Source organism: Corynebacterium sp. HMSC08C04, from assembly GCF_001807495.1.
In the GTDB taxonomy this organism is placed as follows: domain Bacteria; phylum Actinomycetota; class Actinomycetes; order Mycobacteriales; family Mycobacteriaceae; genus Corynebacterium; species Corynebacterium simulans.
In genome coordinates this window covers 176,963-200,370 of record NZ_KV789229.1, presented here as the reverse complement: position 1 = coordinate 200,370, position 23,408 = coordinate 176,963, and the positions used below count along the sequence as shown (strand labels likewise).

At 58.0% G+C, this 23,408-nt stretch carries 21 protein-coding genes; 11 read left to right on the top strand and 10 right to left on the bottom strand.

Going from position 1 to position 23,408, the window contains the following annotated elements; all coding sequences use genetic code 11:
- Positions 1–78 precede the first annotated feature (78 nt).
- Positions 79–285: a 5-oxoproline transporter, DUF979 family subunit gene (locus HMPREF3169_RS10865; RefSeq protein ID WP_070456512.1), complete on the top strand. Its 207-nt coding sequence runs from the start codon at positions 79–81 to the stop codon at positions 283–285.
- 82 nt (positions 286–367) lie between these two features.
- Complete coding sequence (locus HMPREF3169_RS10860; protein ID WP_070456510.1) at positions 368–1,129, top strand: SDR family oxidoreductase; 762 nt, start codon at positions 368–370, stop codon at positions 1,127–1,129.
- Here HMPREF3169_RS10860 and dhaM read toward each other — a convergent pair.
- The 3 genes from dhaM to dhaK are packed head-to-tail and all read right to left on the bottom strand — an operon-like array spanning position 1,126 to position 3,481.
- Complete coding sequence (gene dhaM, locus HMPREF3169_RS10855; RefSeq protein WP_061922923.1) at positions 1,126–1,821, bottom strand: dihydroxyacetone kinase phosphoryl donor subunit DhaM; 696 nt, start codon at positions 1,819–1,821, stop codon at positions 1,126–1,128. The genes HMPREF3169_RS10860 and dhaM overlap by 4 nt on opposite strands.
- Positions 1,822–1,824: 3 nt before the next feature.
- Positions 1,825–2,433: a dihydroxyacetone kinase subunit DhaL gene (gene dhaL, locus HMPREF3169_RS10850; protein ID WP_070456736.1), complete on the bottom strand. Its 609-nt coding sequence runs from the start codon at positions 2,431–2,433 to the stop codon at positions 1,825–1,827.
- A gap of 46 nt (positions 2,434–2,479) precedes the next feature.
- Positions 2,480–3,481 (bottom strand): dihydroxyacetone kinase subunit DhaK, encoded by a 1,002-nt coding sequence (dhaK, locus tag HMPREF3169_RS10845; protein WP_061922926.1) that lies wholly within the window; start codon positions 3,479–3,481, stop codon positions 2,480–2,482.
- A gap of 225 nt (positions 3,482–3,706) precedes the next feature.
- Between dhaK and HMPREF3169_RS10840 the strand changes: the two genes are divergently transcribed.
- The 5 genes from HMPREF3169_RS10840 to HMPREF3169_RS10820 all read left to right on the top strand — a co-directional run bounded on the left by HMPREF3169_RS10840 (position 3,707) and on the right by HMPREF3169_RS10820 (position 14,469).
- Positions 3,707–5,278, top strand: coding sequence for a hypothetical protein (locus tag HMPREF3169_RS10840; RefSeq protein WP_070456508.1), 1,572 nt, complete (start codon positions 3,707–3,709; stop codon positions 5,276–5,278).
- 82 nt (positions 5,279–5,360) lie between these two features.
- Positions 5,361–10,367, top strand: a complete 5,007-nt coding sequence (locus HMPREF3169_RS10835; RefSeq protein WP_070456734.1) for a DEAD/DEAH box helicase — start codon at positions 5,361–5,363, stop codon at positions 10,365–10,367.
- A gap of 241 nt (positions 10,368–10,608) precedes the next feature.
- Entirely contained in the window at positions 10,609–10,848 is a 240-nt protein-coding gene (locus tag HMPREF3169_RS10830) for a hypothetical protein (protein ID WP_062038724.1), read from the top strand.
- Positions 10,845–11,834, top strand: coding sequence for a putative toxin-antitoxin system toxin component, PIN family (locus tag HMPREF3169_RS10825; protein ID WP_070456506.1), 990 nt, complete (start codon positions 10,845–10,847; stop codon positions 11,832–11,834). The genes HMPREF3169_RS10830 and HMPREF3169_RS10825 overlap by 4 nt, the downstream gene beginning before the upstream one ends.
- Before the next feature lie 193 nt (positions 11,835–12,027).
- Entirely contained in the window at positions 12,028–14,469 is a 2,442-nt protein-coding gene (locus HMPREF3169_RS10820) for a DUF262 domain-containing protein (protein ID WP_062038717.1), read from the top strand.
- A 42-nt stretch (positions 14,470–14,511) separates the two neighbouring features.
- On the opposite strand, the gene HMPREF3169_RS10815 is transcribed toward HMPREF3169_RS10820, so the two are convergent.
- On the bottom strand, positions 14,512–14,844 hold the full coding sequence (locus HMPREF3169_RS10815; protein ID WP_070456504.1) for an SDR family oxidoreductase: 333 nt from the start codon (positions 14,842–14,844) through the stop codon (positions 14,512–14,514).
- On the opposite strand from HMPREF3169_RS10815, the gene HMPREF3169_RS10810 reads away from it, so the two are divergent.
- Positions 14,843–15,202 (top strand): hypothetical protein, encoded by a 360-nt coding sequence (locus tag HMPREF3169_RS10810; RefSeq protein WP_070588434.1) that lies wholly within the window; start codon positions 14,843–14,845, stop codon positions 15,200–15,202. The two genes, HMPREF3169_RS10815 and HMPREF3169_RS10810, sit on opposite strands and share 2 nt — an antisense overlap.
- Positions 15,203–15,216: 14 nt before the next feature.
- Here the strand turns inward: HMPREF3169_RS10810 and HMPREF3169_RS10805 are convergent, their stop codons facing one another.
- The 6 genes from HMPREF3169_RS10805 to HMPREF3169_RS10780 all read right to left on the bottom strand — a co-directional run bounded on the left by HMPREF3169_RS10805 (position 15,217) and on the right by HMPREF3169_RS10780 (position 20,692).
- Positions 15,217–16,395 (bottom strand): aminotransferase class I/II-fold pyridoxal phosphate-dependent enzyme, encoded by a 1,179-nt coding sequence (locus HMPREF3169_RS10805; protein WP_070456502.1) that lies wholly within the window; start codon positions 16,393–16,395, stop codon positions 15,217–15,219.
- A complete protein-coding gene (locus HMPREF3169_RS10800) occupies positions 16,392–17,129 on the bottom strand; it encodes a 6-carboxyhexanoate--CoA ligase (protein WP_235591269.1) in 738 nt (245 codons plus the stop codon). Before HMPREF3169_RS10800 ends, HMPREF3169_RS10805 begins: the two co-directional genes overlap by 4 nt.
- Positions 17,130–17,337: 208 nt before the next feature.
- Entirely contained in the window at positions 17,338–17,910 is a 573-nt protein-coding gene (locus tag HMPREF3169_RS10795; RefSeq protein WP_062038696.1) for a hypothetical protein, read from the bottom strand.
- A 125-nt stretch (positions 17,911–18,035) separates the two neighbouring features.
- Positions 18,036–18,500, bottom strand: a complete 465-nt coding sequence (locus HMPREF3169_RS10790; protein ID WP_070456500.1) for a DUF4190 domain-containing protein — start codon at positions 18,498–18,500, stop codon at positions 18,036–18,038.
- Between the two features lie 138 nt (positions 18,501–18,638).
- Entirely contained in the window at positions 18,639–20,432 is a 1,794-nt protein-coding gene (locus HMPREF3169_RS10785) for a DEAD/DEAH box helicase (protein WP_246815634.1), read from the bottom strand.
- A gap of 8 nt (positions 20,433–20,440) precedes the next feature.
- Entirely contained in the window at positions 20,441–20,692 is a 252-nt protein-coding gene (locus HMPREF3169_RS10780; RefSeq protein WP_049192065.1) for a DUF3039 domain-containing protein, read from the bottom strand.
- A 48-nt stretch (positions 20,693–20,740) separates the two neighbouring features.
- Here HMPREF3169_RS10780 and HMPREF3169_RS10775 point away from each other — a divergent pair, with 48 nt between their 5' ends.
- From HMPREF3169_RS10775 to dtd, 3 genes are read left to right on the top strand one after another with little or no spacing between them, the layout of a single operon-like run.
- Positions 20,741–21,205, top strand: coding sequence for a DUF3099 domain-containing protein (locus HMPREF3169_RS10775; RefSeq protein WP_083286121.1), 465 nt, complete (start codon positions 20,741–20,743; stop codon positions 21,203–21,205).
- A 56-nt stretch (positions 21,206–21,261) separates the two neighbouring features.
- On the top strand, positions 21,262–22,878 hold the full coding sequence (locus HMPREF3169_RS10770) for a DUF7782 domain-containing protein (RefSeq protein ID WP_070456498.1): 1,617 nt from the start codon (positions 21,262–21,264) through the stop codon (positions 22,876–22,878).
- Positions 22,878–23,333 carry a D-aminoacyl-tRNA deacylase gene (gene dtd / locus HMPREF3169_RS10765; protein ID WP_061922952.1) on the top strand — a complete coding sequence of 152 codons (456 nt, stop codon included), beginning with the start codon at positions 22,878–22,880 and terminating at the stop codon, positions 23,331–23,333. Before HMPREF3169_RS10770 ends, dtd begins: the two co-directional genes overlap by 1 nt.
- Positions 23,334–23,408: the final 75 nt, after the last annotated feature.

Here is a 23,408-nt window from a genome sequence, read left to right as displayed (position 1 = left end):
AGCGGAGAGCTCTACAGAGACATCCCCACAGCCCGGGAGGCCGCAGCGGCCTAGCCCCTACAAGCCCCGAAGCCGATTGTGCAGGAAGCCCTGCTCTGGAGCGTCATCGCGTACTGCTCGAGCAACGCGCTGTTCACCGTGGTCATGGGCAACGCCTTCGCCGCGTTCCCCATCATGACCGCTGCCATCGGCTGGCCAGTTCTCGTTGAGAACTTCGACGGAAACCCCACCGCCATCATCATGCTGGTGGCCATCACAATCATGATGCGCGTATTCGCCTTCTAGCGAGCCAAAGCCACAAAAGAAAACAAAGACATCGGCCTATAAAACTCTTTCCTATGACTTAGGAAACAGTTAGCATTGCGGAATGAAGTCGATTTTTATCTCCGGCGGCTGCGGCGGCTTCGGTCTCGCCGTAGCCCGTATTTTCCGCAATGAAGGCTACATCGTCGGACTGGGCGATCTCCGTCCACCAGCCGACGATTCCATCCTCGGTGACGGCATCACCTTCTACGAGCTTGACGTAACCAAACCGGAGTCCTGGGACGCTGCCCTATCCGAGTTCACCAAACTCACCGGCGGCAGGCTCGACATCCTCGACAACAACGCCGGCATCATCGACTCCGCCACCATCGCGGAAAGCGAACCCGCGCGTATCCGCGCCGTCATCGACGTCAACGCACTAGGCGTCACCCTCGGCGCACGCGCTGCTTACCCCTATCTGAAGAAGACTCCCGGCTCGCAGCTGATCAACATCGCCTCCATCGCCGGCTGCTACGGCATCCCCGACGTCGGCGTCTACGCCGCCACCAAGGCCTACGTCCAGTCCATGACTGAAACCCTCGACCTCGAGTGGCGCCGCGACAAGATCCGCGTGCTCGACATCAATCCGCTGTGGGCAAAGACGCCCATCTCCGACGTCAAGTCCAAGACGGTCACACGCCTCGGCGTAAACCTCACGCCAGACGACGTCGCGCAAGCCATCTGGCGCGCCGCCAACCCCAAGAACCGCTGGGACAAAGGCCGCCTCCACTGGGGCGTCGGCGCCCAAGACAAAGCAGCCCGCGTAGCCCGCAACATGGTGCCCGACCGCGTAGCCAAGGTCATCTACCAGGTGCTGTCAACCTAGTTATCGAGACCATCCGCAATAGCATCAGCGATTTTGTCGACAATCGGCTTATCCGCTGAATCACCGATGATCGTCACGGTGTCGCCCTGCGCGGCGCCCAAGGACATCAGCATCATGGCGGAATCGGCATCAGCTCGGTCGTCATCGAATGCAATGACAATGTCGCCACTTGCCTCCGCGGCCATCTCAGCCACCTTCGCTGCAGGGCGTGCATGGAGACCAGCAGCATCAGCCACGGTTGCCGACCGTGAGTATGCATCGCCGTCTGCGACGTCTGCCTTGCGTTCCGCCACTTTCTTTGGCACGAACACCTCGATGGCGCGCTCGGCAGCAACAGCAACTTCGTCAAGGTCATCACCTTGCTGCGCCGCAGTAGCCGCAGCGATAGCAGCCTCCACGAGCGGTGCGTCCACGAACTTCACCGGCTCATCGTCAAGGAACTCCAGCACCGACTCAACGGTCATTGTTGCCGAGCCCAAGTCGGTGAGAACAACAACTGCGAGGCCTTCCCCGAGCAGGTCATTAATAGCCGACTCGATGAGGTCATACGAGGTTCCGATTTCACCGGACTCCAGACCACCCGCGGCTGCGATACGCACGTCAGCGGCCATCTGCCCAGCCAGCTCAGCAAGGCCTTCGGCCAGCTTGGCTGAGTGCGAAACTAGGACCAAGCCCACTTTCGGTTCTGCCATGCCCTAACCCTCCTTTACAGCAGAAGCAGCGTCAGCAGCTGCAGCAATAAACAGCGCGGTCGAAGCAGCACCTGGATCCTTATGGCCAACAGAGCGCTCACCCAAGTAGGAAGCACGGCCCTTGGTGGCAACGAGTGGAATGGTTGCCTCGGCGCCTTCGGCTGCGGCATCGGCTGCCGCGCGCAGAACGTCGGCAACTCCCGCCCCGGCATCAGCCTGCTCGCGGGCAGCACGCGCCGCCGGCGCCCACGCATCAACCATGGTCTTCTCCCCTTCGGCGGCCTTACCACGGGTGGTGATGCCCTCGAGTGCCGCCTCAATGAGCGCGGCCGCGCCAGCGCCATCAAGCGCTTCACCGCCGACTGACTTAGCAGCGCGCAGGAATGTAGTTCCCAAAAGCGGACCAGATGCGCCGCCGACGGTGGACATCAAGGTCTTGGCCGTCAGCTTCAGCACATCCACGATGCTTTCCGAGGCATCTGCTTCGAGCTTTTCCACGACCGCACGGAAACCACGGTCCACGTTTTCACCATGGTCACTATCGCCGATGACGCGGTCGAGCTCAATAAGCTCCTCCCGGTGCTCGTGGGCTTGTTCGGCACAACCTTTCATCCAAGCCAGGGCCCATTCGGTGTTCAAAGTTTCAACAGAAGTCACTTTATTCTCCTTGGCGTAGTGCGGCGGTATGGCATGGTGCGTCGAACAGCTCGATGTCTTCATCGTCGGCGCGCATGACCGTGACAGAGCAGCCCGCCATGTCGAGGCTGGTGACGAAGTTACCTACGAGGGAGCGTTCAATGGTCACGCCCGCTTCTTCTAGGCGCTGAGCTACTCGGCGGTAGACCACGTAGAGCTCCGATGCCGGGGTGGCACCCATGCCATTGACGACGACGATGGTTCGCTCGCCTTCTGCCAACTTCAGGTCGGCAAGAATCGGCTCCATGAGATGATCAGTGACATCGTCCGCGGAGACCAACGGGATCTCCTTGCGGCCCGGCTCGCCGTGGATACCGACGCCGAGCTCCACCTCATCATCTGCGAGGTCAAAGGAAGGCTTGCCCACGTGCGGCACGGTGCAAGCGCTCAGTGCTGCGCCCATGGTCGCGGTGTTCTCCACGACCTTCTTCGCCACTGCCGTGACAGCAGCTAGATCATCACCGCGCTCAGCGGCTGCACCTGCCAGCTTCTCCACGAGCAGCGTGCCCGCCACACCGCGACGGCCTGCAGTGTAGGTGGAATCCTCCACCGCCACGTCATCATCCACGATCACCTGGCTGACCTCAATGTCATCGAACTCCGCCAACTCAGCCGCGGTATCGAAATTGAGGACATCGCCGGTGTAGTTCTTCACGATGTAAAGCACACCCGCACCCGCATGGACCTCGTCGGTCGCCGCCTGGATCGCATCCGGCGTCGGCGACGTAAACATCGCGCCTGGCACCGCGGCATCCAACATGCCGTGGCCCACGAAGCCTGCGTGGAGCGGCTCATGTCCCGAGCCACCACCAGAGACAATCGCAACCTTGCCCTGTTCCTTCTTCTGCGCACGCGCCACAAACAGCGGCTCAGTAAAGCGCTTGACGATGTCGCCGTGTGCCAGCGCGAAGCCCTCCACAGACTCCGCCACTACGTTCTCCGGTGAGTTGATGAGCTTTTTCATCACGTATCTCCTTGGGATGTCGAATTAACCCAATTTCACTGGTTATAACAGTGCCGAGCCTACACGCGGATCCGCATAGATGAACGCAAACTTAAGAAAATGGAGACGCCGAAAATACCCGTCTACAAATCAAAAAATATTCCCAGCTCACTACGTCGAATTTCGACATAACACTCGAGAGTACACAGCCCCGCTGCCGCGGATGCATGGATAGACTCTGGTGTCATGAATGCCTTCACGCCCGCCCTTGCGGCCTTCCTGGACAGTTCAAGCCCCATCGATCTGCTTCAGTGGGTCTCTGCGATCCTGTCCCTGGATGACGATTTCTCGCAAAAGCCTGCCGAGTTCTTTGAAGCCATGTGGGATAACCCCGCCCCAGAGACGACCGCGGTACTCTGGGCCGCCGCCCTGCTGGATGAAGATAAAGAGCGCGTAAAGCTCCATCACGCTGAGCTCGCCCGGCGCGATGACTTACCGCAGGAACCGACCTGGCTTGCTCACCTTGAGCAAGCCAGCGTAGTCAACGTCATCGAGGCTACGCAGTACTACGGGGATGTCCATTACTACACTCTCGAGCTATCCGTCCCGCACTCTGCGCCCCTGACGGTGAATGTCTCCATTGACCTAGCAGGCGGCAATGGCTCGATTTATGACTGTTTCCTCACCGAGGCCAATGCACAGCAGGTTATGGAGATCATGTCCAAGGATGAGTCCATGGAGAGCTTCGGCCCTACGAGCCAGGAGGGCCTGGCCGATTTCCTCAGCAACGCCATCTGGCTAGATGAGATCACAGTCGACGACGGCCCTGGTGAAAGCTGGCCTACCACCCGTCCGCTGCTGCGCTGGGTGCTCTCGCTACTAGATAATGTCCCTGCTACTGTCTCCAGTCCCGGTATCATCGGCCGCCGTATTCGTCTTGAAGAAGGCGATAATTCCGAAACTGAAGAAACATTGGCCGCCTTCCTGGATGCCGTTCCGCTTAAGAAGGAGGAGGCCGATGCTACCGAGACGCTACTCAGCATCACAGCCAATTACACCATGGCCGACCTCTACCACTGGTCCCCACTACGTGTGGAAATAGCTCTGACCCTCGTAGCCCGCAAAGTCATAGCCCGTGACTCGTTCCTCCGGTGCTTCCCACGCGTCCTCACCAAGTTCGTCACCTGGACCGGCGAAGTCGCAGGACGCCCCGCCCACATCCAAAGGCAGCTCGACTCAGCACTAAAGGAAGAAGGAAAGCGCTTCCGCAGGGAACTCCAAGCACAATCCGACTTCGGTTCCTATGGCTACGGCTCAGATGCCATCGGCCTCGGCCCTGGCATGCCCGACCCCGAGACCTCCCGCTTCGACGCACAGCTCGACGATTCCCCTCTCCCCTCCGAGGACACCAAACTCAGCGCCCTAGCCCCAGACGTTATCGCTGGTGTAAAGCAATGGGACGCACTTATCACCGAGTGGTTTAACGATCACCCAGAGATCGATCCGGAACTGCTAACATCCACTCGCCGGCTCCTGAGCGCCCTAGCCCACGACAAGCCGAAGCAATTTAGCTCGACCAACGCCACAGTGGAGCGCAGCGTCGCCGCACTTCTAATCGCGGTCTCCGAGATCAACGCCGTGCCATTCGTAGTCGCCCAGATCCAACGTGACTTCGATTTACGCACCAGCCCCCGCTCGCGTGCCGATACCCTCCACAACTATCTTTACGATGCCGCCATCCACTCCGGCCGCCCCTTGAGCGGCTACCTCATCTCTCAAACACGACAGAGCATGATGAGGAATGCAGGGCTCTACTAATGGCTCAAGTCATCCACCCCGGCTGCACAACATCGCCACCATTTGGAAGTGGAGAACTCATGTGTAGTCCATAATGGACACCATGTCTGCTTTCGGTGAAGTCCTAGCCCAGCTCCGTGAAAATCAGCCTCAAGGCTCGTACGGCATTAAGTTCGAAAAGTTAATGGTCAACTACTTCCGAACCGATCCCGTCCTCCAGGAGCAGTTCTCGGAAGTCAGCCGTTGGAGCGATTGGGAGTTCAACGGCGGTAAGCAAGACACCGGCATCGACCTCGTTGCCCGGCGCGCCGATGACGACGCGTGGGTTGCCATCCAGTGCAAGTTCTACAAGCCGGATACCTATATCCAGAAGCGTCACCTTGATTCCTTCTTTGAGGCATCCGGACACTCGTTTACTACAGACAAGGGCACAGAATCCTTCGCACAGCGGATCATCATCTCCACGTCGGAGCGATGGTCAAAGAATGCTGAGGAGATGCTGGAGCACCAGCTCATCCCAACCAACCGTATCGGCACGGCAGCGATTGCAGAATCCCCTATCGACTGGGATGTGACCTTCCCGGGTTCTGAGATCGAAATTAACCTCACCCGGCGCGAGGTTTTCTCCCCGCGCCCGCACCAGCAAGAAGCGATCTCGAAGGCTATCGCAGGCTTTGAAACACACGACCGTGGAAAGCTCATCATGGCGTGCGGTACGGGAAAGACGTTTACCGCCCTGCGTCTGGCGGAGCGCTTCGCGGAGCTCAACGGCAACAAGGCCCGCGTCCTCTTCCTCGTTCCCTCCATCTCCTTGCTCTCGCAGACGTTAAAAGAATGGACCGCACAGAACCAGGAGCACCTGCCGCTGAAGTCCTACGCAGTCTGTTCGGATACGAAGGTCTCCAAGAAGGCTGAAGACATTGCCTCCTATGACTTGGAGGTTCCGGTCTCTACCAACGGCAAGAACATTGCCGAGCGCACCGCGCAGGGCAAGCGTCGTGCCGGTATCAACGTCATCTTCTCCACGTACCAGTCCATTGAGGCCATTCACGAGGCCCAGGAACTCGGCATGGACGACTTCGATCTCGTCATCTGCGATGAAGCTCACCGCACCACCGGCGTCACCCTCGCCGGGGAGGATGCCTCCAACTTCGTGAAGATTCACGACGAAAAATACATCAAGGCTAGCAAGCGTCTCTACATGACCGCGACTCCCCGCCTGTTCGATGACAACATAAAGGGCAAGGCCGCTGAGCATTCCGCGGAGCTTGCCTCCATGGATGACGAGGCCATCTACGGCCCCGAGTTCTACCGCCTCGGCTTCGGCGAGGCCGTGGACAAGGGTCTACTCACCGACTACAAGGTTCTCGTCATGACCGTCGAGGAAGACATCGCCGCCGACGTCCTCGCTACCAACCCCACCAACGAAATCAACCTCACCACTGCCTCTGCCATGATCGGCGCGTGGAACGGACTCGCGAAGCGTTCGGGTGCCGAGCAAGACACCAAGTCCGGCTTTGAAGCGAACGCCCAACCCATGCGCCGCACCGTTGCCTTCGCCAAGGACATCAAGGCCTCGAAGACCATCCAAGAGACCTTCCCCACGCTCATCCGCCAGTACCAGGAGCAGCTCAAGGACCACGCCGCCACCAACGACGTCAGCCTGCTCAACATCGATCTTCAGGTCGCCGTCGAGCACGTCGATGGCACCATGAACGCCCTCGAGCGCGGCAATAAGATCTCGTGGCTTGAGTCCTCCATCCCCGAAGACGAAACCCGCATCCTTACCAACGCCCGCTGTCTCTCCGAAGGCGTGGACGTCCCCGCCCTCGATAGCGTCATCTTTTTCCACCCGCGCAATTCCATGGTCGACGTCGTCCAGTCCGTCGGCCGCGTCATGCGCAAAGCCGAGGGCAAGGACTACGGCTATATCATCCTTCCCGTCGCCATTCCACCGGGAGTCTCCCCGTCCCAGGCGCTCAACGACAACACGCGCTTCCGCGTCGTCTGGCAGATTCTCAACGCTTTGCGCGCCCACGATGACCGCTTCAACGCGAAGGTCAACTCGATTGCGCTCAACGAGAAAGTTAAGCTGCCCATCGATGTTCAGCCCGTACCAAACTCGAAGCCAAACGACAAGCCTGCCGACGACGATCCGGCCACGGCCAAGAATAGGCTCAATGCTTCCGATACCTCCCCAACCGGCCAGTCCGAAGCTTCCAGCGAGCAGGAACTCACCGCGGAGCAGATGACTCTGTTCTCCCTCGAGGCCTGGCAGGAAGCCATGTACGTCAAGCTGGTCGACAAGGTCGGCACACGTACTTATTGGGAAGACTGGGCTGACGATGTCGCCACGATCGCCGAAGCACAAATCGCTCGCATCAAGGCACTCATCAATGCCGCGGATGACACGATCCGCAAGGAATTCGAGGTCTTCATCGAGGGCCTGCGCGGGAACCTCAACGACTCGATTACCGAGGACGAAGCGATCAGCATGCTCTCGCAGCACCTGATCACCGCCCCGGTGTTCAATGCACTGTTCACCGAGCACGACTTTGCCGCGCACAACCCGGTCGCCCGCGTCATGCAGCGCATGGTCGACGCGCTCTCGGACGCCAAGCTCGAGTCGGAGACCGAGTCTCTGACGAAGTTCTACGAGTCGGTCCGCATCCGCGCCTCCGAGGTCTCCTCCGCTTCCGGCAAGCAGCAAGTGATCAAGGACCTATACGAACGATTCTTCCGCAAAGCCTTCAAGAAACAGTCCGAGGCCCTCGGCATCGTTTACACCCCAGTTGAGATCGTCGACTTCATCCTTCGCTCCGCCGATCAAATCTCCCGCTGGCACTTCGGCAAGGGCCTTACCGACGAAGGCGTCCACATTCTCGACCCCTTCACCGGCACCGGCACGTTCATGGTTCGCCTCCTCCAGTCTGGTCTCATCGAACCCGACGACCTCGCCCGCAAGTACGCGACCGAGCTCCACGCCACTGAGATTATGTTGCTCGCCTACTACGTCGCCGCGGTCAACATCGAGACCACCTACAACGCACTCCAGGCCGAACGCGCCCAACGCAATGGCGAACCCGAGCCCGAGTACGTCCCCTTCGACGGCATCGCTCTTGCCGATACCTTCCAAATCCATGAGGAAGGCGACATCCTCGACCTCAAGGTCTTCAAGGAAAACAACGCCGCCATCCAACGGCAAATCGATGCTCCTATCAATATCATCGTCGGTAACCCGCCCTACTCCGTGGGCCAGACGAGTGCGAACGATAACAACCAAAACCTCAAGTACCCGACGCTCGACAAACGTATCGAGGAAACCTTTGCTGCAAATTCCAGCGCTCAGCTAAAGAACTCCCTCTATGATTCATACCTCCGCGCATTCCGCTGGTCGATTGACCGACTCGGTACACACGGTGTGATGGCATTTGTTTCAAACGGCGGCTGGATAGACGGCAACACCGCTGACGGAGTTCGGTTGTCTCTTGACGATGAACTCAGCGACATTTACGTGTATAACCTTCGCGGTAATGCGCGTACTGCAGGCGACGTTCGACGACAAGAAGCAGGCAATGTCTTCCGTGACGGCGGACGCACAACTATTGCGATCATCATCGCCGTCAAGCGCGAAATCCCCGACGATGTCTGTATCCACTACCGCGATATTGGCGACTACCTCAGTGCAGACGAAAAACTTGCGATTGTTGATCACTCCACGCTCGATAATGTCGATTGGCAAATTATTGAGCCCAATATTTACGGCGACTGGCTCGATCAGAGAAATGACGAATTTGAAACTTGGCCTGCTCTGGGCGACAAGAAAAACAAAACCGGGCTAAAGATTTTCAGACTGTTTTCCGCAGGCTTGAAAACAAGTCGAGATCCATGGTGTTACTCCAGCCAACAAGCAAAACTGAGGTCTCAGGTCACGAGTTCAGCAGCTTTTTATAATTCTGAAGCTGAACGACTCGGAAAACTAGTCGCTAAAGGGCAGTCCGAAGATGAGGCCCGTAAAGAGATCTGTTTTAACTCGGAGAAATTTTCGTGGGACCGAGTAAACATTCGAAACGTAGTCCGCGGCAAGAACATTACAATCGACCAAGCAGGCTTCCGGACAAGCCTCTATCGCCCCTTTTTCAAGCAGCATTCATATTTTGATCCAACTCAGCAATTGAACAACTGCACCTACCAGCTGCCGCAGCTGTTCCCCACGCCAGCCCATGACAATTTGGGTTTCTACCAAGTAGGGGCAGGATCAGCAGTACCGTTTGGAGTAATCGCCACAAATTTGCTGCCCAATCTTCACGTGACTGGAGCTGGCTCAGGCGGCCAATTCTTCCCCCGCTGGACCTGGGAGCACATCAAGGCGCCGGAAGGTGAGCTGGACTTTGGGATGGGGGCATCGGAAGGCTCGGAGCCTGGTACGGAAGGAGAAATCCTCGACGGGTACCAGCGCGTGGACAACATCACGGACGAGATTCTTAGGATTTACCGCCAGGCGCTGGGCTCGGATGTGACGAAAGACGACATCTTCTACTTCGTGTACGGGCAGCTGCATGACCCCGAGTACCGAGAGAAGTACGCCGCGGATCTGAAGAAGATGCTGCCACATATCGAAACGCCGACGTCGCGGGCGCGGTTCGACCAGCTGGCTGACGCCGGCCGGGAGCTCATGGATCTGCATGTGAACTACGAGGACGTGGAGCCGTGGCCGGTCACGGTGGAGGTGAAGGCATCGGCAGACGAGTCCGACCGCGAGACGTGGCGCGTGCAGAAGATGAAGTGGGCGAAGAGGAAGGACTCGGAGACGGGTAAGAACGTCAACGATGTAACGACGTTGGTCTACAACAAGTCCGTGACCGTGCGCGACATCCCGGCCGAAGCGGACGAGTACATGCTCGGCTCGCGGTCTGCGCTGGCGTGGATTATTGACCGGTACCAAGTGAAGAAGGACAAGGCATCGGGAATCGTCAACGACCCCAACGACTGGGCTGACGAGGTGGGAAATCCGCGGTACATCGTGGACCTCATCGCGAAGGTTACGCGCGTGGCGGTGAAGACTGTACGAATCGTCGAAGGAATCAGAGAGGTTGGCGAAAATAAGTAGCTCTGGGGGACATGCCATCGATTAAACCGGGGTCGAGCCTGCGCCTCAGTACAGCGCGGGCGCTTCCTCTTTTTAGTCTCTGAAAGAATCATTTCAAGGCCACCAATTCTGCTCGGCGAGACAGAGTATGTCTCGCACATGCAGGTGACAGGCCGAGGCTAGCTGTATGTCGTAATGTCAGGTAATATAAGTTCCAACTTTTGCCTCAGACTTTCGCCGATAAGGAAAGGTGGACAGAGCCATGAATCGCAAAGACGCAGCACGTAAGCGTCTTCTTGAAAGCGCTCAAGAGTCTGCCGCCTCTGTCGAAGTACTTAGCGACAACGAACTTGCTACAGCAGCCTACCGTCAGCTTCTCCGCACAATCGATGCTCAATCTGAGCCCCTTGATCCCGGTGCTGCGGAAGCGTTTGCTCATGAAGAAATCGCCACTATGCGAATGGAAAAGAGGACCCGTACCGCCTTGGGAGCAGGTAAGTGACCGAAGAGCTTCAACAGATAGCAGCACACAGAAAGTTGCGTCTGGTTGTTGATACTAACCTCTTTATATCGTCTTTGCTGTCACCTCGCGGCTCCGTGCGCGCGCTGATTGAAGCATGTTTTGCAGGAAAATTTGAGCTGCTCTACTGCGAACGCCTTCTCCAGGAGATTGAAGACGTTATTTCTAGAGCAAAATTTCGGAAGCACTTCACTGTAGAAGAAGGCCTATCCCTTATCGATGCCATCGTCCTTGTCGGGACAGAGGTTCCGGACCGCGAGGAGCAAAAACTACCGCGAATCTGCGATGACCCCGATGACAACTTCCTTTTCGCTCTCTACGAAGACGGTAACGGAGACCTCCTTGTTAGCGGCGACAAAGATGTCCGCAAAGCCGCAGCCAGCGCACTTTGGGTTACCAGCGCCGATGGCAAAATGGCAGCCACTCTCCTAGAGAATAGGAAGGCTTGGGGATCCGAACTTCTCAGAGGTGATAGTGAGAGCGGATGGGAGGCTATCGAAGCAGCGGGAAATCGGGCTATTTTCAACGCCGTTAATTTCCTATTCGAGGTAATAGAGGGCATTAAGTCCAAAAAATTTGACCGTGAACTACTCGCCCAAGCCGTTGTCCCCGGCACCGCAACTGCGTGGCTTGATGACTTCGAATCAGCTCAGTCATTGTTAACGAACCGCGCATTCGGTACTCACCCGATTATCATCTCGCCCGAGATTGTTGCCATCAAACTGGTGCCTGATCTTGGAGATTCCTACGTCGCGCTGCGGCCGACTGCACCGATCGAAAACGCCGTTTTCCTCACACTTGAGCGTTGCCCAGACCTTCTCGATAACAAAGGGAACGACGCTCTCGGCCTTGATGGTTGGAGAGCACACAGCATAGGGCCACGATTCTTACAGCCCAATGAAGTCCGGCCTCCAACGGATGCAGTACGCAAGAAGGCAGTTCAGTCGCTACGCGGTTCGCGAAACTAAGCAAGCCCCAGAAAACAGATCACCATAATTTTCGACCCCTTTGGAGTCTTTCACGCGCACACCTTTCGTTAATTTTTATGCAGAGTTCTCTCTTCAGTTCCTAATCAGCCTTTCGGCTGCAGGCAGGCGTTGCGCCCTATATCGTTGAAAGGATTGATTCACGTGCACCATTAGCGAGGGGAGCCGCAGCCGCATGAAGGGCGAAGTCAAACAGGCATATACCATTTTCGACAGCGTCGAGAAAGAACTCATTATCCCTGTTTATCAACGCAATTACGACTGGTCAAAGAAGCAATGTGAGCGACTATTCGACGACCTGGAAACTCTGATTACGGAGAACAGAGAACGTCACTTCTTCGGCTCGATCGTTGGCAACCCCGAGACATCGTTCAAGTGGGTCGTTATTGATGGCCAACAGCGCCTCACCACGCTGAGTCTCTATATCCTCGCGCTCACTCACCTGTTGGATACCGGTGTCGTAACCTCCAAAGACCCCGAACTCGCACGGCGGTTGCGTACTAGCTATCTCATGAAAAACAGCTCGACCAACGAACCAAAATTCAAGCTCAAACCTGTAAAGAACGACGCGACCGCTTACAAGCGTTTGTTCGGCGATGAGTCGATGTTCATCGAGGACAGCAACCTCACGGCAAATTACCGGTACTTCCTCGAGCGAATGAACAAGACCAAGCTCACCGGCGATCAACTGTGGAACGCCATCGAGCGACTTGACCTCATGATTCTCGATCTAGAGTCGCACGATGATCCACAACGCATCTTCGAATCTCTCAACTCGACAGGCCTTGCGTTGAGCGAAGGCGACAAGATTCGCAATCTCATACTCATGGGCTGCGAGCACCAGTTACAGACGACGCTGTACGAGAACTACTGGAATCCGATGGAGAAGAATATTTGGTACCTCACGGACTGGTTCATCCGCTGGTACCTAACAATCAAATTGTCGCGGACTCCCAAGCGCAACGAGGTCTATGACGAGTTCAAGGCATACTTCAAAAAGCAAAGTTCCGATGTCCAGACGGTACTCGCCGACATGTACGAGTATTCCCAGTTCATGCGCGAGATCTGTGGATCCGACACGAAGAATGCCGCGCTGGACGCACAGCTCGAACGATTTAATTTCATCCGCGGCGATGTTCTGCTTCCGCTTCTCTTGCCGTTGTATCGCGACGTCAAGCTTGGCAAGCTTTCAAGAAACGAATTTTCGCGCATCATTCGACTACTGGAGATCCATATCTTCCGCCGTACGGTCGCTTCTGTTCCGACGAACTCGCTCAACAAGGTCTACGAGACCATGTACAACGACATGCGGAAGATTCGTGGAGAGAAAGATACGGCGTACGACGTGCTCACCTATCTGCTCCGACGCCGCGACGGATCGTCCGGACGCATTCCCAGCGACGAAGAATTTAGCGCTGAGTTCCGCACCCGCAATATGTACAACATTCACAAAAATGTGCGCGCTTATCTTTTCGATGTTCTCGAAAACGGGGATTCCAACGATACGAAGGACATCGCAACCGCGCTCGAGAACGGCAATATCAGTGTCGAGCACATTATGCCGCAGACGCTCAATGCGCAGTGGAAAGAAGAACTCGGAGAGGACTTTCAGGAGATCCATCAAACGTGGGTAAACCGCATTGGAAACCTCACTGTCACTGGTTACAACTCCGCGTACTCCAACTCCAATTTCATTACCAAGCGTGACCGTGAGAAAGGCTTCCGAGAAACCGGTTATCGCCTCAATGACGATGTAAAGACGAAGGACAAATGGGACCGGGCAGCTATGGAGCAGCGTACCGACGCACTTTTGCGCCGCGCTCTCAACTACTGGTACCTCCCCAATTCCGACTTTATCCCCAAGCGCGAAGTGCTCCCTACTGAGCCGATGGGCGACGATGCGAACTTCACTGGGCGCTCGATCAGCGCCTTCGAATGGGAAGGCATCAAGATCCCTGTCAAAACCTGGGCCGAGTTCGTCCACATGCTGCTTAAGTTGATGGCCGAACGCTACCGCACGGAACTGATAAACTTCGTCGAACAAGCATCAGGAACTCTCGTGCTTACTAAGTCCGGCTACGCGTACTCGAGCCGAGTGCGTGAAGTTGATGCAGGTCTGGGCGTCGTCCTGTCTACATCGACCGATCAGAAAATTTCCTTCCTCCGTAGACTCTTCGATCATCTTCAACTAGATACCAACGAGGTCATCCTCACGCTGAGGAAGACAGCAGGCGAATCACAACGCAACGAGGAAGAAGCCGAATCGAAATACTCTGCACTCACCGTGTTCAAGAGCATGGCGGACGATTTTGGTTCCCAGAACATCACTCCAGAAGACACGCAGCAATTCGAGAATCAATTTGCTGAAGCGTTGGAGAAGTTCCGTCCAGATGAACCTGCCACTGTACTGGGAACGAAACCGCTTTCAGAGCTTGAGACAGCTGAGGGAATTGCAGCTGCCAGCGCCGCGGAGATTATTGCGGCTATCTGTCTAACCTACGACAAGCCGCCGGTGTATTTCCCCAACGCAATGTTCCACGCCATTGCAAACGGACACATGTCAATGTGGCTTGCGCGACTTGAAGACATTGATGCTGCCGTGGACGAGAACCACTAAAGCATAAGACACCACGTTCGTTGGGAACATCGAATCTTCCGATTAATCACGGCGCCCTTCACCTCGGGCGCCGACGGCGGAGTGGGCGACAGTGCGGGCGGCATCGGCAAGCGCGATGAGTTTGATAAGCCAATCTTCGACCTTGACGGTGTCGTCTTCCTCGCTCGGGGAGGCGGGGTTGAGGACGAACTCCATCCGCTGCGCGGAGTTGACGACCGAGGTGGGAAGAGCGGTCTCACGCACGAGCTTATCCTGCGCCGCCTTCGCCGCGTAGTACGGGAACTTCGTATTCTCGGGCTTGTCGAGGTTAGTGATGGACAGGAAGACGAGATGGCCCACGCCGGTGTGCGGGCACGCGTCAATAATGCGGCGCATGACGGTCGCCTCAGCGCTCCTCGTTCCCGTAATCGCGATGGCGACTTATGCAACCAGCTTCAGCAGCATCGATAACAGGGCCTGGCTCAGCTTTGCGTTCCTAGCGTTGTACTTTTCGGGCACCGTCCCGCTCGTGAAATCCATGGTGCGTGAGCGCAAGACGCCAGGTTTCACGCAGTTCTCCATCCTCTTCCACGCCGCCTGCGCCATCGCTTTTGCCGCAATAGTCGTAGCGCTGCTAACCAAAGAGTTTCTCAACATCTTTACCGCTACAGGGTTTAGTGCCTTCGGCCATCACATAATCTGGCAGGCAGCACTAATGGAACTAACTCTCATTGTGATGGTTACTTTGTGGTGAGCGCCGCGGTCACACTATTGAGGCGCGGGGCCTACTGCATCGACAATGAGCGCAATATCATCCTCGGAGTAGTCGGCATGAGCTGTAAGTCTTAGCAATGCCTGTCCGAGCGGTACCGACGGATAGCGGATCGGAGAAACAATTACTCCCCTTTCAGCCGCCTGTGCCGCACACTCCATAGCTGCGTCCTCAGCGCCTACTGGCAAGACGATAATAGGTGCGGGCGAGTCCGCCACTTTCCATCCGTTCGCCCGCAGACGCTGCCGAAGGTTGTGCACGACGCGGGCAAGCCGTGGCACATGCGAAGGAACAAGAGCTAACGCCGCACTAATAGCAGCCGCCTGCGATGGTGGCATGGACGTTGAGAAGATATAGCTGCGGCAGCGTTGGCGGCATAGCTCGATAAGTGGCTCACTGCCCACGACGAAAGCGCCCGCCACACCTAGGGCTTTGCTAGCGGTACCGATATAGATATCCGGCAAAGGTAAATCGAAATGCTCACAAACGCCGCGTCCATTTCTGCCAAGTGTGCCGATCCCGTGCGCGTCATCGATCATCAACCAGGCGTTGTAATCCTGAGCAAGTTCCTGAAGCGCATGGAGATTCGCAAGCTCGCCGGACATGGAAAATACGCCGTCACTGACAATCAATCGGCGCTCTGATGCATCGGCAGCAAGCTGCTCTTCTAAGGTTTTCACGTCGAGGTGCGGATAAACAGATGACCGGATCCCTTGGTAGCTCGACTTGGCCAGCCGGATGCCGTCGATGATGCTCGCATGATTATCAGCGTCAGAGAAAATAGAAAGTCTCTCGCCACAATCTCGCGCAGCTGCAGCAAGCGCAGGGATTACTCCCATGTTGGCGTGGTAACCCGAACCGAACACGAGCGCTGCCGGCGCACCGACAAAACCAGCCAGATCACGCTCGAGCGCGACATGATAATCACTCGTACCCGTAGTCAGTCGCGATCCTCCCGACCCCACCCCGGCGCGCAGCGTTGCTTCGTGGGCTGCGTCGGCAAGCGCGCGATTCGCCCCGAGCCCCAGGTAATCAGACGATCCCGCAAGCAGCGTTTCACGCCCATCGACCACGGTGCGCGGACTTTGACTACCGCTAATGACCCTTTCGACTCTTTCCAGACCACGCTCACGCCACGAAGCATTAGAACTGCATGCCCAGTCTTCCAGGCTCATTGCCAAGAACCTTCCACGAGGACAGGCTTTTCACGCAGCCACTGCTCTGTCGCCGGAAGTGCACTAAGTGCGCCTGAATAGAACAAGACACGTCCGCCTTGTTTCCCGCCTTCAGCCTTGACGTTGTGCAAAGCCGTATAGGAACCTTCGACCGCAACATAACCCGTGGTGTAGCTCGGGTCATCGGAAATACAGACTTCCGCGACAATGCCCGGCGCAGCAAGAGCCTTGGATGCTAAAGCAACGGCATCAGCCCGATGGTTCTTCGACTCGGCGCAAAAGGAATCAGCCCAATCAAATGTTCCCACCCGAACGCCACGTTGCCCATGAGTGTCTAGACGCTCGCCGGTTTCAGCACAGACGATGCTCGCACCGCGCATATCGCGGGTGCGGTACAGAAGCTCGATACCTCGGCGGGCTGCGCTCTCGGAAACTCGGTTGCCCTTAGCGAGCACGGCTATCATCGCTGTTTGTGCAGACTCCGGGTTCTCGCAGTCCCGTGTACTCACCTTCAAGGCACTGACATGAGCAATGTCGCTTGCTGCAACCACCCTCGTAGCGATATTGATGGAATCCGGCACGCCCTTTTCGTGCCGCAACGCACGAGTAGCAAGCTCTGAGCTCACACGAGGAACAAGGTGCGGTTCTACGATGCGTTCTGCACCCGAGATATGCCTACCTTCAAGGCTTGCACGCATCTTGATACTCATCAGCACAGTCGAGGTTTTTGCCATGCAGGTATCGTAGCCCAGCATCTTGAACACCGTTCAATAATTATCAAACAGGGTTAATCCCCTCTCCTAGTTCCGCTCGGAAACGCACTTACCGACGCCAAGTGACAGAGCGACTTCCACGAGACATTAAGAACCCCCACGTGCCTTCCAACCACATATGTGGTCGGGGCTCGTGGGGGTTGCTTAGTGCGATGTGTGGGTATTTCCCCTACTGCTGTGCTGCGGTGCCTAGGCTATCCTCCATGCAGGCCTGCTGCTGAGCAGGGTCCTGCATCTCCAAGCACTTGTCGGCGCCGGTCTCACCGAGGAACGCGACGCCGAGGGCCATGACGGCGATGGAGCCAGCGAGGGCCAGGATGGAAGTAACCAGGCCGACGATGGACATCCAGGTGCGGCGCAGCTCCTTCGGGCGCTTGCCGCCAACGACCAGCGCGATGATGGAGACGATGATGCCGATTGGGCCAAGCAGGAGCGGCGGAACAATCAGCAGCAGGGACAGCAGCGCGATGATGCCGATGACCATCGCCCAGATAGCAACGGCGTTCTTCTTTGCCGGCTGGCTGTCAGCACCAGCGTAGGCCGGGTAGCCGGTGCCAGCGGCGGTTGCGTTAGCGTCCGTGGCGTATGCGTCGTGAGCGCGCTCCTCGTTGGCCTTGGAGGTTGCCTCACCGTAGGACGGCAGCTTGCTGGTGCTGTCGCTGCTAAATGGGTTCTTTACGTTGTCCGGGTTCTCTGGGTTGTTCAGGTTGTTCGGATTCTCTGGGTTGTTCGGGGTGGTCATGTGGTTGGCCTCCTTGGGGCAGCCCTAACTGCGTGCTCTTTATCGAATATGTGCGTTTAATAACTTATACGTTTGCAATCGCTTCCGGCCACGTTACTTACGAAACCTGTGAAATCACTGGCAACCTAGTTTTGAGTAGAGCCATTCAAAGAATCTTCCATGCAGGCTTGCTTTTGCGCTGGGTCATCGATGGTCGTGCACATTTCAGGGTCAGGCGTCATCGTCCAACCAATGTGCGTAGACAAGTAAATCGAGAAAGCAACGGACAAGATTAAAGCGATAATTGAGGTAATCAAGCCGGCGATGGACATCCAGGCGCGGCGCAGCTCTTTTGGTCGCTTCTTGCCTTTTAGCAATGCGATGATGGAGACGATGATGCCAATCGGCCCCAGCAGCAGCGGTGGAACAACTAGGAACAAAGACACCAGCGCAATGATGCCGATAACGAGAGCCCAAACAGCGATCACGCTCTTCTTTTCGGCTTGAGGTTCACCGACAACACCACCGGCATAGGCTGGGTATGCCGTGCCCTCGGTACTGTCGGAATTCTTCTCATTGCCCGGGGTGTGAGGGTCGTTCGGGGTGGTCATACGCTTGGCCTCCTTGAGTACAGCCCACAAGCCTTAATCGTGTTATTGCTCATCGTTCTATTACTTTTGACTACTGCTTTTGACCAAGTTACCCACGCTGGGTGCGCTCCACGCTAGGAGTGCACCGCGTCGCGTCACCTACCACTTGCGCAGGTACTCGATGCGCTGGCGCAGTTGCTCGGCGTCGCAAAGCGCGGTGGGTGGGCCGCCGCAGGCCTTGCGAACCTCAGTGTGAATGGCGCCGTGGGGGCGGCCGGTGCGCTGCGCGGTAATGGAGACAACGGTGTTGAGTTCCTTGCGCAGGTTGCCAATCTCATCTACTACGCCGGTGGATTCTTGGTTGTTGGCTGGTTCCTCACGGCGCTTCGGGGCGTACTGCATGCCGTAGAGCTTGCGGCGCTGTTCCTCAGCGGCCTCAGCAGCCCGGCGCGCCTTCTCCTCTGCTTCGCGGCGGTCGAGTTCCTCCGACTGCTTCTTGCGCAACAGGTCCTTGACCTGGTCGGCGTCGAGAAGCCCGGGGATGCCCAGGAAGTCCGCATCGACGTCTTCGGTGATATCGCCGGTGTTGAACTGCGAGCCGTTAAACAGCAAGCCGGAAAATTCCGCCTCAGCGCCGAGGGCCTCGTAGGAGGGCTCGAGCATGTCGGGCTCAGACTTCTTAGTATTGGCCTCCGCCAATAGCTCGTCGTCCCAGCCCTCTTTATCGGGGCTCTTTTCCTCACCCAGGACATGGTTGCGTTCCTTTTCCATGTTCTCAGCCAGGCCCAGCAGCACCGGCACGGAAGGCAGGAACACCGAGGCGGTCTCACCGGGCATACGCGATCGCACGAAGCGGCCGATTGCCTGCGCGAAGAACAGCGGAGTCGAGGCCGAGGTGGCGTAAACGCCCACCGCTAGGCGCGGGACGTCGACGCCTTCAGACACCATGCGCACTGCCACCATCCACTCGTCGGTGGACTTGGAAAACTCCTCAATGCGGTCCGAGGAGCCCGGGTCATCGGACAAGATCACGGAGACCGGGGTCGAGGAAATCTGCTTCAGCAGCTTCGCGTAGGCACGCGCGGTCTGCGTATCGGTAGCAAGCACCAGGCCGCCGGCGTCCGGCATGTTGCGGCGCATCTGCATAAGGCGCGTGTGTGCGGCCTGCAGCACCGCCGGGATCCACTCGCCCTTCGGGTCCAGCGCCGTCTTCCATGCACGGGCTGTCTGCTCAGGGTTCAAGATATCGCCCAGACGCGCGGCGTATTCCTCACCCGCGGAGTCACGCCAGCGCGCCTCGCCCGAGTAAGACAAGAACACAACGGGGCGCACGACGCCGTCGCGAAGCGCATCGCCATAGTTATAGGCGTGATCCGAGCGAGAGACCAGGTGGCCCTCGCCGTCCTGCTCGTAGCGCACGAAAGGAATCTGCGAGTCATCCGAGCGGAAAGGCGTACCTGTTAGCGCCAAGCGGTGCTCGACGTCGTCATAAGCCTCGCGCACGCCGTCGCCCCAGCTCTTGGCGTCACCTGCGTGGTGAATCTCATCCAGGATCACCAACGTACGGCGCGCCGAAGCCACCGCGCGGTGCTTAAACGGGTGCATGCCCACCTGGGCATAGGTCACCACGATGCCGTCCATCGCCGGGTTCACGGCAGAAGAATTCGAGAAGTTCGGATCCAGCGCCAAGCCCACGCGCGCGGCTGACTGGGACCACTGAATCTTCAGGTGTTCAGTAGGCACCACGACGATGACGCGCTCGACCGTGCGGTCTTCCATCAGCTCCGTGGCAATGCGCAGCGCGAAGGTGGTCTTACCTGCGCCAGGCGTTGCCACGGCCATGAAGTCCTGCGGCTTTTTGGCCAGGAACTTATCGAGGGCGGCCTGCTGCCAGGCGCGTAGCTTTCCGTTGTTGGCGAATCTTCTGGGGTTGCGGGACACAGAATTACTCACCGGGCGGCTCACTTGCGGCGCAGGCCCTTGTACACGCGCTCACAATCCGGGCATACCGGGGAGCCGGGCTTTGCCTGCTTGGTTACGGGGAAGGTCTCGCCACACAGCGCAACGACGTACTTACCGTTGACTGCGGAGTCCAAAATCTGGTCTTTCTTTACGTAATGAAAGAACTTCGGGGTGTCATCAGAAGTGGACGTGTCCTCGCGGACGTCGGGGCGTTCAATCGTCTTAGTCGTCGTACTCACTCCACCAATCATGCCGCATCGGTGTCGAAGTTCGCACCTCGCCCGTCTACCCTTGTACGCATGTCCCCCAAGAACTCGCGCGATAGGTTAAGCCGAAATTCCTCCGGCACCCCACAAACGGGGCGGCGCGGATGGGCGCGCCCTTTCCGACGCCGCGAAGCCCACCTCATCACCACCGCCCAGCTCTCCCCGGGCCAACAGTTGCATCGGCGCGAAGTCATCTATTCCATCCTGCAGTTTCTGCGCGTGCCCTCCCTCCTCATAGGCGGCGCGCTCATGTACTTCTTCGACGCCTGGCTCGCCGGCACCTTAATTATCGCCGTTACCTTCCCGCTGCCGTGGATCGCCGTGGTAATTGGTAACGCGCAGGGCCAGCGCAAGGACAAGCGCGAAAAGAACATCTATAAGCCGGCGCTTGCCCGCCAGATGGCGCAAATGCAGGCAGAACAACTAGCCCAGCCCAAGCGCGAGGGCATCGAGCAGCGGACTGCCGAGACCATCGAACATGACGACGACTCGCAATAATCGGCATAGATAAACAGATAAAGAAATAAGGCTGGAGAAAAGACGGAGAAAAGACAATGACTAAATTTGGACCTGACTTCAATCCCGAGCTCCCCGTCGCCGCCGTCGCCGCGGAGCTTGGCGAGTTCTTGAGCTCCCACGGTTTCACCGCCGACGGCATCGCTGGGCACTTAGGCCCCGAGTACACCGAGGCGCTTCACCGCGGCGAGCCGGCCGCCGTGGCCCTGGGCGCTGCGGGTGATACCACCTTGGACGCACTAATCCGCCTGTTTATCCTGCACGAGGCCGTGGCTCCGACGCAGCTTTCCGACGTCCTCGGCGCCCGCCTTGCCACCAAGCTCATGGATGCAGGCGTCGCACAACTCGACGAGTCCGGCAATGCCTACATTGCCTATGACATCCGCCCACACATCATCGTCGGCACCAACCGCCTGGTCTTCTCTGACGTGGATGCTTCCCTGGTGGACCACGTCCCGGGCTCCGAGCACGTGCTCGGCGTGGGAGCGGCCAGCCTCTCGCTTTTGCAATCGACGCCGCTTACTCCGGTGGAGACCACATTGGACCTAGGCACCGGCTCCGGCGTGCAGCTGCTCGGCCAGCTTTCCACCGCCGCCCACGTGACGGCCACCGACCTACACTCCCGCGCTCTGGACCTCGCGCGCGCCACGCTGGCCGCCGCAGGCCCCGCGGCAGAAGAAAAGGTCGAACTGCTCCAGGGCTCCTGGTTTGAACCAGTAGCCAGCCGCCGCTTCGATCGCATCGTGGCCAACCCGCCTTTCGTGGTGGGCCTGCCGGAAGTCGGCCACATCTACCGCGACTCCGGGCTAAACCTGGACGGCGCCAGCGAGCTCGTGGTCTCCCAGGCAGTCGAGCACCTCGCACCAGGCGGTAGCGCACACATCTTGGGAGCATGGGTCCACCAAGGCGAGCAGTCCTGGCAGCAGCGCGTGGCCTCCTGGCTGCCGGAAAAGGGCGTGGCCGCCTGGATAATCCAGCGCGACGTCGCCGACCCTGCCCTCTACGTCTCCACCTGGCTCAAGGACGAGTCAGTGGACGTTCGCAGCGACCTCGGCCGCGAGCGTGCCCGGCTTTGGCTTGAGCACTTTAACGAGCACGACGTCACCGGCATCGGCTTTGGTTTTGTGGCCATCCAGCGCATCGACGATGACGAGCCTTCCGACGTCCTCGCCGAGTACATGCCGCAGCCTTTCACCGATCCCCTGGGCCCAGAAGTAGAGGAATACTTCGCGCGCGTGGCCTGGCTCCGAGGTCTTGTCCCGGGCGAGCTAGAGACCAAGCACTTCCAGGTCCGCCCCGGCGTGGCCCGCGAGGACGTGCAGCTTCCCGACGCCGAGTTGGGCATGGGCTTTGCCCCCGCCGCGCTGCGCCTTACCCGCACGGAGGGCCCACGCTGGTCCCACGACGTCGACAAGCACATCGCGGCCATCGTCGCCGGCTTAAACCCAGCGGGGCTCTCCCTTGGCGAGACCATCGAGCTCTACGCCGCAGCCCAGGGCTTCGATGAGGAGGAGCTGGTGGCCTCCGCGCTGCCGGCCATGGTTGACCTCATCCGCCACGGCCTCATCATCCCCACCGAGCTGGCCCCGTTCTGCAACCTTGTAAATGGCGCAGTCGCTGCCGGCCAAACTGCTACTGCTGAGGAGGAAGACTAATGCGCGCAGTTTTAACCCGAGTATCCAGCGCTTCAGTGATCGTAGATGGCGAGGTCGTAGGGGCTATCGACTGCCCAGAAACCGGCGGGCTCCTCGCACTTGTGGGAGTATCACGCGAAGACACTGCAGTAAATACTGCAGAGCTAGAAGCCAAGATAGAGAAGATGGCGCGCAAGATTGCCGAGCTACGCATCCTCGAAGGCGAGAAATCCGTCGAGGAAGCAGGCGCTCCCGTGCTGGTAGTTAGCCAATTTACGCTCTATGGCAAGACTGCTAAGGGACGCCGCCCCTCTTGGTCTGATGCCGCGCCCGGGGATGCAGCAGAGCCTGTGATTGAGAAAATCATTGCAAGACTTCTTGCACGCGGCGTCCACGTTGAGACCGGAAAGTTCGGCGCGATGATGGAAGTTGCATCCGTCAATCAAGGCCCTTTCACCGTTCTGGTGGAAACTTAAAGGGGATCAATTAACCCCAAGGGGCGATTAATACATCCGAGCGCAGGTACTTTTACCTGCGCTTTTTCTTTTTGT